The sequence below is a fragment of the Nitratireductor sp. B36 genome (assembly GCF_020833685.1).
Lineage (GTDB): Bacteria > Pseudomonadota > Alphaproteobacteria > Rhizobiales > Rhizobiaceae > Nitratireductor.
The window spans coordinates 406,023-417,647 of the sequence record NZ_JACKZY010000002.1; the positions used below are offsets into that span (position 1 = coordinate 406,023).

Annotated in this window: 12 protein-coding genes; 4 read left to right on the plus strand and 8 right to left on the minus strand. The window is 60.1% G+C overall.

Annotated features, from left to right (window positions below):
- Positions 1-96: 96 nt before the first annotated feature.
- Positions 97-729, minus strand: a complete 633-nt coding sequence (gene chpT / locus H7H48_RS08535; RefSeq protein ID WP_229448611.1) for a histidine phosphotransferase ChpT — start codon at positions 727-729, stop codon at positions 97-99.
- Positions 730-1,092: 363 nt separating this feature from the next.
- Here chpT and H7H48_RS08540 point away from each other — a divergent pair, with 363 nt between their 5' ends.
- Positions 1,093-1,683, plus strand: a complete 591-nt coding sequence (locus H7H48_RS08540) for a DUF1134 domain-containing protein (RefSeq protein WP_229448612.1) — start codon at positions 1,093-1,095, stop codon at positions 1,681-1,683.
- A 160-nt stretch (positions 1,684-1,843) separates the two neighbouring features.
- Positions 1,844-3,082: a hypothetical protein gene (locus H7H48_RS08545; RefSeq protein ID WP_229448613.1), complete on the plus strand. Its 1,239-nt coding sequence runs from the start codon at positions 1,844-1,846 to the stop codon at positions 3,080-3,082.
- A gap of 2 nt (positions 3,083-3,084) precedes the next feature.
- Here H7H48_RS08545 and H7H48_RS08550 read toward each other — a convergent pair whose 3' ends face one another.
- The 6 genes from H7H48_RS08550 to H7H48_RS08575 form a co-directional block, all read right to left on the minus strand.
- On the minus strand, positions 3,085-3,888 hold the full coding sequence (locus tag H7H48_RS08550; RefSeq protein WP_229448614.1) for an RNA methyltransferase: 804 nt from the start codon (positions 3,886-3,888) through the stop codon (positions 3,085-3,087).
- Positions 3,885-4,655 (minus strand): HugZ family protein, encoded by a 771-nt coding sequence (locus H7H48_RS08555; protein ID WP_229448615.1) that lies wholly within the window; start codon positions 4,653-4,655, stop codon positions 3,885-3,887. The genes H7H48_RS08550 and H7H48_RS08555 overlap by 4 nt, the downstream gene beginning before the upstream one ends.
- 81 nt (positions 4,656-4,736) lie before the next feature.
- Complete coding sequence (locus H7H48_RS08560; protein WP_229448616.1) at positions 4,737-5,498, minus strand: 3-hydroxyacyl-CoA dehydrogenase; 762 nt, start codon at positions 5,496-5,498, stop codon at positions 4,737-4,739.
- A 94-nt stretch (positions 5,499-5,592) separates the two neighbouring features.
- Positions 5,593-6,780 (minus strand): choline ABC transporter ATP-binding protein, encoded by a 1,188-nt coding sequence (choV, locus tag H7H48_RS08565; protein ID WP_229448618.1) that lies wholly within the window; start codon positions 6,778-6,780, stop codon positions 5,593-5,595.
- Complete coding sequence (gene choW, locus H7H48_RS08570; RefSeq protein WP_229448620.1) at positions 6,777-7,631, minus strand: choline ABC transporter permease subunit; 855 nt, start codon at positions 7,629-7,631, stop codon at positions 6,777-6,779. The genes choV and choW overlap by 4 nt, the downstream gene beginning before the upstream one ends.
- A 135-nt stretch (positions 7,632-7,766) precedes the next feature.
- Positions 7,767-8,714, minus strand: coding sequence for a choline ABC transporter substrate-binding protein (locus tag H7H48_RS08575; protein WP_229448622.1), 948 nt, complete (start codon positions 8,712-8,714; stop codon positions 7,767-7,769).
- 226 nt (positions 8,715-8,940) lie between these two features.
- On the opposite strand from H7H48_RS08575, the gene H7H48_RS08580 reads away from it, so the two are divergent.
- Entirely contained in the window at positions 8,941-9,561 is a 621-nt protein-coding gene (locus H7H48_RS08580; protein ID WP_229448623.1) for a thymidine kinase, read from the plus strand.
- Positions 9,562-9,570: 9 nt separating this feature from the next.
- Here the strand turns inward: H7H48_RS08580 and H7H48_RS08585 are convergent, their stop codons facing one another.
- Positions 9,571-10,581 (minus strand): YeiH family protein, encoded by a 1,011-nt coding sequence (locus H7H48_RS08585; RefSeq protein WP_229448625.1) that lies wholly within the window; start codon positions 10,579-10,581, stop codon positions 9,571-9,573.
- 101 nt (positions 10,582-10,682) lie between these two features.
- Between H7H48_RS08585 and H7H48_RS08590 the strand changes: the two genes are divergently transcribed.
- Entirely contained in the window at positions 10,683-11,615 is a 933-nt protein-coding gene (locus H7H48_RS08590; protein WP_229448627.1) for a LysR substrate-binding domain-containing protein, read from the plus strand.
- Positions 11,616-11,625 lie beyond the last annotated feature (10 nt).

Genomic DNA, 11,625 nt, shown 5'->3' on the forward strand with positions numbered 1-11,625 from the left:
CATCCTTTCGTGCAATGCAGTTGCCGCTGTCAGGCAAGCAGGAAGGATTATGGAGCACGGCTGGTAAAGCTGCCGCAAAGACTTATGGTTAACGGACTATTTCCCTGCAGACAGGATGATCTCATCGGCCGTGGCGCGAATATTGACGGTCATGCCGGTATCGCGCGCCAGAAGCAGCGTGTAGTAAAACTGAACGCTGTGGGCATCGATGGGCTCTTCCGGTTTGCTTCCAGAGTGAAGCTCAAGAAATTTTGGGGGAACACGGAGCATTGGCCCCTCGGCCTTGATCTTGAAGGCAGGCGCGCTTTCAAGATTTTCTAGGTAAACACGCAGTTTGCCGCCGCGTGGGATAGCGGAATTGGCAACCAGCAACAGGTTCAGCAAAAGCTTTACCTGGTTCTTGGGCAGAAGCGCACGCGCGCCGTGCCATTCGAGGTCGGGCTTTTCGTTCGCGATGAACGCCGTGGCCACTGCCTGTGCATCTCCTGTATCGATCTGCATGCCAGCCGAGCCGGCGGCGCCAAAAGCGATGCGCGCAAACTGAAGGCGTGCCGAGGCGTTGACTGCGCTGGCGCGGATCAGGGCCATGGCATCTTCGTCAGCGCCGCCCTCATCTAACAGTTCTAGGCCGTTGTTGATCGCACCCACCGGCGAAATGATGTCGTGGCATACGCGGCTGCACAGAAGAGCGGCGAGATCGGTTGCGCTCAATGAGAAAAGTTCGGACATAGGCATCTGTCCTCCAGACGTTGTTGCCGATCGGGCCATCGCCGCCTGTGGACGCTGCGGTGCCGGCCGGTCTTTGCTCTTGTGGTTCCGACTTCGAACAGGCTCCAGTCACCAACCGAATCAGATCATGGAACGCGCTGCTTCTGGTTACACAGGCGCGCGAAAACCGGCAACAGTTTGGCCTGAAATGGCGCGGGCGGCAGACGCTCATCCCGGGCGTGGGGCCATGCGCCGGCCATGTTTCAGGTTGAGGTTAACAGTTGGAAAAGATTCACGGCCTATTTTGAAGCAATCGTGGCTCTTGGCGGGGTAACGGTGGGCGGTCTGGGTCTATGACAGCCACTCATGGATGGAGAATGAACAATGCCTGCACGGCTTTTTGATTGGACGCGGTTTATCCAGGTTTTTCTGGTGGTTTTCGCGGTCGGCCTGGGCGCCATCTCCGTGACCACCAATACGGCACGGGCCAACAATGGTTACACGGCTCAGGAGATCGTTGACGCCGGACACGGATTTTTCGGTGCCACCACGGGTGGTCTGGCAACCGTGGTGGAGAAGGTCTTTTCCAATTACGGCTTGCCGAACGGATATGTTCTTGGCGAGGAAGGCTCCGGAGCGTTCATCGGAGGCCTGACCTATGGCGAGGGCATGCTCTATACCAAGAACGCTGGCGACCATAAGGTCTTCTGGCAGGGACCATCTATCGGGTGGGACTATGGCGGTCAGGGATCCCGCGTCATGATCCTCGTTTACAACCTCAACTCCGTGAACGATCTTTACCGACGTTTCGGCGGCGTTGCGGGCTCTGCTTACCTGGTGGCGGGTCTTGGCTTCAATGCGCTGACCAATGACAACATGATTTTGGTTCCGATCCGCACCGGTGTCGGCGCGCGCCTTGGCATCAATCTGGGTTATCTGAAAATGACCCCGCAGCCGACCTGGAATCCTTTCTAAGGTGGCTCTCCCACGGTGGCGGGCAACTGATCGGTCCGCCGTCCCCAATGGTCAAAACGGCTACCTGAGCGTATCAGCTTGACGTGCGTGTCGTTTTGCGTGACCCAATGAGGTAACAACTGCACATGCAGGGTTTCCTCGACGAAATGGGTTTCATGCGGTGATCACGACGATACTGCTTATTCTTCTGGGCTTTTTTATCGCAGGGTTTCTCGCTCTTGCTTTGGCGCCGCTTGTGTGGCGCAGGGCGGTGCGGCTTACGACAAAGCGGATAGAAGCCAGCATGCCGCTTTCCACCAATGAACTCGAGGCGGAGAAAGATCGGTTGCGCGCCAGCCATGCCATGGCGGCCCGCCGGCTCGAGATGAACATCGAGTCCCTGAATGCGAAGACGTCTTCGCAACTGGTCGAAATTGCCCGGTTGAGCGATGAGGCCCGGCAGCTTGCCGAGGATCGCGACGCACAGGACAAGGTGATTGCCGAATTGCGCAGCGAGACCGAAAAACAGCGCACGGCCCTGGCGGAGAACGCCGAAGTCATTTCCATGCTGGAAACCAAGCTGGAGGAAGCGCTCTCGGAGCTTGAAGTGCGCGGCAGCGCGCTGACGGAGCTCAATGACCGCTATGAGGAAGAGCGCTTGCTGGCGAGCAGCCGGCAGATCGAAATGGTCGCTCGCGAGACGGAACTGCGCAAGGTGGAGGATGATCTGGCCGAACTTCGCCGTGATCGCAAGGATGCCGTTCGCGCAGCACGCGAAGCCGAAACCGCTCGCAAAGAGGCTGAAGCCGGCTTGAAAGTGGCCGAGAAGCGCAACGCGGATCTTCAGAAAAAGCTGGAGGCACAGATGAGGGCCCTTTACGAACACGAGGAGAAGCTTGAGCGCCGTGAAGCCGAAATTGCACGTCTCCGCAAGGAGAAGAATGGGGCGAGCGAGGCCAGCTTGTCTGAGGAGGGTGCTCGCCGGCTGAAGGAGGCGGAGGCGGAATGCGAGCGCCTGTCACGTGAACTTGCAGACAAATCCCTGCAATTTCATACGCTTTTGGCCGATGGAGGTACAAAGACGACGGTCGTTCAACAGTCTTCCGACGGTGATCAGGAAAAACTCAAGACACGGATTTCCAGGCTGCTTCAGGAAAACAAGAAACTGCGTGCGGAGCTTTCTGAGAGCAAGAAAAACGGAAAGGCTCCGCGTGCCATGGCAGCCGATGATGCGCAGGCGGATGGAGCGTTGCGCGAGCAGATCCATAGCCTGGCGGCAGAAGTGATCGGTCTGACGGCATCCCTGGAAGGGGAGAGTTCACCAATCGCCGAAGCACTTCGGTCTCAGGAGACAGGAGGCGACGGTCGCCCCATGAGCCTTGCCGAAAGAGTGCGCATTCTGCGCGAGCGTGCATCCTAGCATCACACCGGGCGCCAGAGCCGGTGTAGGGCAATCGCAGAGGCTGCGGCCACGTTGAGGCTGTCGAAATCCGGGGCCATCGCAATGCGTGCGGTGGGAAGCCGCCTCATGTCCTCTTCCGAAAGTCCATGCCCCTCGCTGCCAAGAAGCAACGCATGGCGCGGGTCGCGCTCTATCTCCGCAATGTCCCTCTTTCCTTGTGGGCTCAGCGCGAGAATTGAATAGCCCCGATCCTGTAGTGCCGCTGCAAGACTGGCTGTATCGCTGAACCGTGCGAAGGGAACTTTCAGCGTAGCCCCTACCGATACACGGATAGCCTTGCGGTAGAGCGGATCGCAACAATCGTTGGTGAGAAGCACGGCGGCAGCGCCGAAGGAAGCTGCGTTGCGGAAGATCGAGCCCATATTGTCGTGATTGGATATGCCTGCGAGGGCGACCACCAGCGCCGCGTCGGGCAGCGTATCGAGCAGCGCTTCGCCGCTTGTTTCGCGCTTGCGACCGATTGCCAGAATGCCCCGATGGATCTCGAAACCGGCGATCTCGTCCATGATCGCAGCGCTGGCTGTATAGATTGGAACGTCTTCGGGAATGCGCTCAATCAGGTCGCCGAGCCCGGCCACACGGTTTTCGCGCAGAAACACGCTTTCGGCTGTGAACCGGCTTGTGGAGAAGAGCACGTTGAGCACCACCCGCCCTTCGGCCACGAAACGGCCCTGCCTTCCCACGAGATCGCGTTCGCGAATATGGCGATAGGCAGCGATGCGAGGATCTTCGGCGCTTGCGATAGATAAGAGCTTCCGTTTCAACTGGCGAGCCCCATGCGCGCTTCCTTTGCCATCGCCACAAGGGTGTGGCGCATCTGTTCCGTGTCGCTTAGCGGAGATTTGAAGAAAATGCGGCACGTTCGGTCGCCGAGTGCCAGGTCGATCCCCTCGGGGTCGATCCCGGTCAGTTGCCATTTTCCTGACGGAGCATTCGCAAAATGGCGGGCGTAGTTTTCAATCGCGTCTGCATGGTCGCTGTTCATATGGGCGATGGCACCCGCTTCTGCTTCGGCCAGGCCGGTGAGTGCCGGGCTATCGATCACAAGTTCCGTTCGAGACAGCTTGTAGGCTCGTGCAAATCCTCCATTGAGAAGTGCCGTCTTTGGCTCCAGCCGGTAGAGAGAGAAATCCGGGAAATCGATATACAGCTTGGCCTTGGGATGGCGTGCGAGATAGCGACGCTTGGCGCGCGCATGGTCTTCGCTGTCGTGCTCCAGCCGCAATGCGGCAACCTTGACGGAAAGGCGTGGATGCGCCAGCGGGTCGCCTTTGCCGGGTTCGCCCAACAGGAGGGAGCAGCGCGGATCGGATTCCAGCCCCTTCGTATGAGCGGACAGTCCAGACACCAGGATGAGCGGTGCTCCGTCCAGATCGGTTGCGGTGGCAACGCGGGTGGCGAAGGGCGCGCCGTCTTCTGGATCGATTGTCGCCAGTCCACCGAAGCGCGCAGCGCGCATAAGCGTCTTCGCAAGACGAATGGCATCCGCATCCGTTTCGAGAATGACGTCTTTTGTTTTTCCTTCGCTCATCGATGCCTCAATCCGTTGAAGCATCTCCTTCGCCGATCATGCTTTCGGCTGCAAGCGGCGACGGTGGATTTCCGTAGTCTGCTATTTCGGCGCCATGCGGATCGCGCCGTCGAGGCGGATGGTCTCGCCATTCAGCATCTGGTTCTCGACGATATGGCAGGCAAGCGCTGCATATTCGGAAGGTTCACCAAGGCGCGGCGGGAAGGGCACCTGTTGGCCGAGCGAGGCCTGCGCCTCTTCCGGCAAGCTCGCCATCATCGGCGTCTTGAAGATGCCCGGCGCGATGGTGCAAACCCGGATGCCGGAACGTGAAAGATCGCGCGCGATGGGCAGTGTCATGCCCACCACCCCGCCTTTGGAGGCGGAGTAGGCCACCTGGCCGATCTGACCGTCGAAGGCTGCCACCGACGCGGTGTTGACGATGACCCCGCGCTCGCCACCCTCAAGCGGTTCGAGTTCCTGTGCCTGGGCGGCAAACAGGCGGATCATGTTGAACGTACCGAGGAGGTTGATCTCGATCACCTTGCGATAAAGATCGAGCGGGTGGGGCCCATCCCGGCCGACGGTCTTAGTGGCCGTGACAATGCCGGCGCAATTCACCAGTATGCGGGGCGCACCGAGCTTTTTCGTTGCTTCATCCAGAGCCGCCAGACCATCGGCTTCGCTGGTGACATCGCATTTGACCGCAATGCCGCCGATATCGGCGGCCACCCCTTCGGCTCTCTCCATGCCGACATCGGCGATGGCGATCTTTGCGCCTTTGTCGGCGAGCGCGCGCGCGGTCGCTTCACCAAGACCTGAGCCTCCGCCCGTAACGAGTGCAACGATGCCGGATGGGTTCATGAGACTGCCTCCCTCGATGTGTCGTCAAGACACTAGCGAGGGAGGCCGGGCTGGAAAAGCGGCATCTGCGCAATGCCGCTGTGTGTGAAGATGCTCAGCGCCGGATGATGGCGCCAAGCACGTCGCGTATGCCAATCGCCCCGACAAAACGTGAGGCCTCGTCAAAGAGCGCCACCGGAGCCGTCTGGGATTGCTGCATGGCCCGCATCACAGTGCGCAACGGCGTACCCGCCGTCGCCCAGAAGACCTTTGGCCTGTCCTCGGGCAGGTCTTCGATATTGTCGCAGGAGACCCAGATGGCAGGCTTGCCGTTTCTCTCAGCATCGATGACCAGCATGTTGTCGTCGAACTTGAACCGGGTGGTCTTGCGCCGGTCGAGCCACAGCCAGCCTTCGCCGGCCGCCTCCAGGTCGCGAACATCGCGCATCACGTTCCAGGCGGTCAGCACAGAGAGCGGATTCACATTGGAAATGAAGTCCCGCACATAATCGTTTTCGGGTGCAAGAACGATATCTTCCGGCGTGCCCGTTTGCACGATCCGACCGCCTTCCATGATGGAGATGCGGTTGCCGATCTTGAGCGCTTCCTCAAGATCGTGGCTCACGAACAGGATGGTCTTTTTCAGGCGCTCCTGGAGCTCGAGCAACTCGTCCTGCAGCTTGGTGCGGATGAGCGGATCGAGCGCGGAGAAGGGCTCGTCCATGAGCAGGATCGGCGCTTCCGTGGCAAAGGCGCGGGCAAGGCCCACACGCTGCTGCATTCCGCCCGAAAGCTCATGGGCATATTTGTCGGCCCAGTCGGTCAGATGCACCAACTCGAGCTGCGCCATCACGCGTTCCTTGCGCTCCTTGGCGGGTACGCCGGCCAGCTCCAGCCCGAAACCAACATTCTCCGCCACCGTGCGCCAGGGCAGGAGGGCGAATTGCTGGAAGACCATCGCCACGCATTCGCGGCGGATCTTGCGCAACTCGGCTTGTGAGCAGTTCACCACGTCCGCCTGCCAGTCGCCGTCGTGAACGACGACATTGCCACGCGCCACGGTGTTTAGCCGGTTCACCGCACGCAGCAATGTGGACTTGCCCGATCCCGAAAGCCCCATCAAAACGGATATCTCGCCGCGCTCGACGGTGAGGTCGCAATGGGCACAGCCGAGCACCGCGCCGGTTTCGGCAAGGATTTCCTCGCGGTTCCTGCCCGCATCCACCAGCGGAAGAGCTTCGGCCTTCTGGCGATCCGTCCCAAAGAGGATGTCGACCTTTTTGAAATCGATGGCCACGCTCATTTGTCGCTTCCCCGCTCGATGCGCGCGATGCGGTCGAGAATGATCGCCAGCACGACGATGGCGAGGCCGGCTTCAAGCCCGAGAGGAATGTTGACCGAGTTGAGCGCGCGCACCACCGGTTTTCCGAGCCCGTCGGCGCCGATCAGTGCGGCGATGACGACCATGGAAAGCGATAGCATGATGCATTGGGTGAGACCCGCCATGATGGAGGGCAGGGCAGCCGGCAGTTCCACCTTCCACAGGAGCTGCCGTTTTGTAGCGCCGAAAGCGTGGCCGGCCTCAATCATGGGCTGGGGAACGGAGGTGATGCCGAGATAGGTGAGCCGGATTGGGGCCGGTGAAGCGAAGATTACGGTCACGATCAGGCCGGGTGCGGCACCCAGGCCGAACAGGATGAGAACGGGGATGAGATAAACGAAGGTCGGCAGTGTCTGCATCAGATCGAGCACCGGTCGCAGAAACTGATAGACGCGAGGATTGTGCGCTGCCCAGATGCCAACGGGAACGCCAATCGCCATGGACACGGCGGCCGCGGCCACGACGAGCACCAGCGTTTCGACCGTTTCTTCCCATAAACCCTGATTGATGATGAAAAGCAGGCCGAGCGCTACCGCGACTGAAAGCTTCCAGGAACGTTGTAGCGCATAGGCAAGTGCTGCAATGGCAAGCACCAGTACGATCGCGGGAACGGCCAGCAAAATGTCCACCATTCCGTCGAGCACGTCGGCCAGAACATCTGCCAGTGTGTCGAACAGCCAGGCAAAATTGGTGGTCAGAAAGTCGAAGAAGTCTCGGCCCCACCGGCCGATGGGAATTTTCCAGTCAGCGATCCATTCTGAAAGAGGGTCCATGAGCCCGGGGATTTCCTTTTTTCGGATTTCTTCTTATGCGTTGCGTCTGCCGTCGGTGCGGCGGGCTTTCGGCCTTCAGGCCGAAAGGGAGACGCCGCGGAGTGCCTGCCCGGGCACCCCGCACCGTCCTGTCGTCTACATGCCCAGATGCGCCTTCACGGCATCGAGACCGGGCTCGCCCTCAAACGTGGTGACACCTTCGAGCCAGGGGCCGAGCGCGTCGGGATTGGCCTTGAGCCATTCTTCAGCGGCCTTTTGTGGTTCGGCACCGTCGTCAAGAATCTTGCCCATGATCTCGTTCTCCATCTGGAGAGAAAAGACCATGTTCTTCAAAAGTTTGCCTAGGTTTGGGCATTCTTCGGAAAGGCCTGCGCGGGTGTTGGTGTGCACTGTTGCGCCGCCATAATTGGGGCCGAACACATCGTCACCGCCTTCAAGATAGGCCATCTCGATATTGGCGTTCATCGGGTGCGGTTCCCAACCGAGGAACACCACGTGCTCCTTCGATCCCACAGCGCGGCGCACCTGCGAGAGCATGCCGGCTTCCGAGCTTTCCACCACTTCGAAATCCTTGAGACCGAACGTGTCGTTCTCGATCATGTCGAGGATCAGACGGTTGCCGTCATTGCCGGGCTCGATGCCATAGATCTTGCCGTCCAGCTCGTCGGCAAACTTGGCGATATCGGCAAAGCTCTTCAAACCCGCATCATAGGTATACTGTGGAACCGCCAGCGTGTATTTCGCCCCTTCCAGATTGGTGACCACGGTTTCCACCGTGCCATCCTCGCGGTAAGGCGCAATATCGGCCTCCATGGTCGGCATCCAGTTGCCGAGGAAGACGTCCACGTCATTGTTCTTGAGCGATGCATAGGTCACCGGCACCGAAAGGACCTGCGTTTCGGGCTCATAGCCAAGCCCCTCCAGCACCACCGAGGCAGTGGCCGTTGTTGCGGTGATATCGGTCCAGCCGACATCCGAGAAAGTTACGGACTGGCAGGACTCCGGTTCGGCGGCGAATGCGGTGCCCGATGCGAGACTTGCGGCGAGCGCAAGGACCTGGGACGTTTTTCGGCTCGGTAACATTGACGGCTCTCCTCTGTGTTTGTTCTTGGCTGAGCGCGGGTCTTAACCGGCTTTGCGCGTTATTTCAAAGGCAAGCACCAATTCAGGGGCGCTGCAAGCACAAACAGGTGTCTGTTTGCGCCATGCAAGGTGTCGTATGCGACGGTATTTGGTGGAAGAATGGCGTTGCGGCGTTTTCTAAAGTCTGCTGGTGGTGTTTAAGAGCGCGAACGGCACAGGCAGCGCAATGGCAAAGCTCTACTTCCACTATGCGACCATGAATGCAGGCAAGTCGACCATGCTCCTGCAGGCATCCTATAACTACCGCGAGCGCGGGATGAACACGATGCTGTTCGTCGCGGGCCACTACCGCAAGGAAGATGGCGGCTATATTTCCTCGCGCATCGGGCTCGACAGCGATGCGGAAATGTTCCGCGATGGCGATGACCTTTTTGCGCGCATCGCCGAGCACCATGACCACACGACGGTTCACTGTGTATTTGTCGACGAGGCGCAGTTTCTGGAAGAAGAGCAGGTTTGGCAGCTCGCCCGCGTGGCAGACAGGCTGGGCATCCCGGTCATGTGCTACGGGCTGAGGACCGATTTCCAGGGCAATCTCTTCACTGGTTCGCAGGCGCTTCTGGCGCTGGCGGATGAACTGCGCGAAGTACGCACGATCTGCCGCTGCGGCCGCAAGGCCACCATGGTGGTGCGTCTCGGGCCTGACGGCAAGGTCGCGAAAAAGGGCGCGCAGGTCGCCATCGGCAAGGATGTCTATGTCTCGCTTTGTCGAAAGCACTGGGAGGAAGAGATGGGGCGCTGGAAGGCGGAGGATCTTGTGGGGTTTGCCGGGAGTGCTGCCGACTAGTCTGCTCGTTCAGGCGATACCCAGAAAGCGGATGAGCGCATAGCTCGCCACACCCAGCGCAGTCAGCGACAGAAGGGCTGCGACGATCACCCGGCCACCGCTTTTCATCACGCTTCTCATATCGACTGTCAGGCCGAGTGCTGCCATGGCGACGATCGTCAGAAGCCCAGACGTTTCATGCATGACTGGAAGTGCCGGAGCCGGTATGAGATCTGCCGAGCGCAGCCCCATCATGGCCAGAAAGCCGATGATGAACCAGGGCACCATCTCGAAGAACCCAAGCTTGACGCCGGTCTTGCGCCCATGGGTCAGTCCTAAAAGGAAGATCACCGGCCCGAGCATCAGCACACGAACCAGTTTGACCAGTGTTCCCACCTGAATGCCGATTGCGCCGGCCGGCGCGGCGGCGGCCAGCACCTGAGGCACCGCATAGACAGTGAGGCCGGCAAGCACGCCCGACTGGACCGGGCTCATGCCGATGGCCGCATAGAGGACGGGCAAGAGCAGCACGACAAGAATGCTCAGGAATGCCGTGAAGGACAGGGAGGCGGCCACTTCCGATGCTTCGGCGCGGATCACGGGTGCCGCGGCTGCAATCGCCGAATTGCCGCAGATGGAGTTTCCGCAGGCGACCAGCGTTGCAAGGCCGCGCGAAAGGCCGAGCGCGCGGCTGATCGCATAGCCTGCAACGAGCGAGAGTACGACCACGCCCACAATCCCGCCCACAAGTCCGAGGCCCGCGTCGCCAAGGGCTGCGAGACTGATCGAGGCACCGAGCAAAACGATCGCCACTTCCAGCACCGCCTTGGCACAGAAATCGATGCCGGGGCGGAAGGCAGGGCTGATGCGGGCGATGGAGCTTATCGCGGCGCCGAACAGAATGGCGAGAACCAGTCCTTCGAGCCACGCCTCGCCGAGAAATACCTGTTCTGCCCACGCGGCCGCCAGCGCTGCTGCTGCGACGAGAACAGACAGAACAATGCCGGGAACAAGCTGTAGCGGGTGGCGAAGTGCGGACATGAAGGCGACCTGATGCGATGACCCATTCTTGGTCGCATGGCGCTTTATCGACTTCTATCGAATAGTATGGCATATATTGTTCGTATAAATCGAATGATACCATGACCTTTGAACAATTGCTGATCTTTGTGGCCGTCGCCGAGCGGGAGCACCTGACCCAGGCTGCCGCCGCTGTCGGGCGTACGCCCTCTGCCGTCAGTGCATCGATCAAGGCGCTTGAGAGCTATTATGGTGTCGAGCTTTTTCACCGCGTTGGCCGCCGCATCGAGCTGACACGTGTCGGCAAGGTGTTTCTTGGCGAGGCGCAGGCGACGCTCGCGCGGGTGCGCTCGGCCGAAACCATGCTTTCAGAGCTTGGCGGGCTGCGGCGCGGCACGCTCAATGTCCACGCCAGCCAAACGGTGGCCAGCTACTGGTTGCCGCCGGTGCTCATGCGGTTTCACAAGCTTTACCCCGGCATCTCGTTGAAACTCACTGTGGGCAACACCCGCATGGTGGCAGACGCAATGCTGGAAGGCGTGGCCGAGGTGGGGCTGGTCGAGGGGAGGGTGGATGAGCCGGCGCTCACCGTGCGCCGTGTGGATCGGGATGTCATGGCAGTCGTGGTCGCACCAACGCACCCATGGGCCTCAGGCAAGCCGCTTGCGCCGCAAGATCTTGTCGAGGGCTCAACATGGATCATGCGGGAGGAGGGATCGGGCACCCGTGCCGCCTTCGAAAGCACATTGACCGAGATGGGCGTCGACCCAGCCGGGCTCAATCTGGTCATGGAGTTTCCCTCCAATGAGGCGGTGCTTTCCGCCGTGCGCGAGAGCGGCTGTGCCGCAGCCATTTCCATGTCTGCTGCAGGCCCCCTGGTGGAGCGCGGTTTGCTGAAAGTCGCGAATATCGATCTTGGTGCACGCGATTTCAGCCTGCTTCGTCACAGGGAGCGCAGGCAGAGTGGTGCTGCCACCGCGCTTGAGGAATTGTGCGTCGAGGCCGGTAACGTCTTTCAATCGTCAATCGACCCACATATATTTCCGCAACCCTGACCTTTGCGGA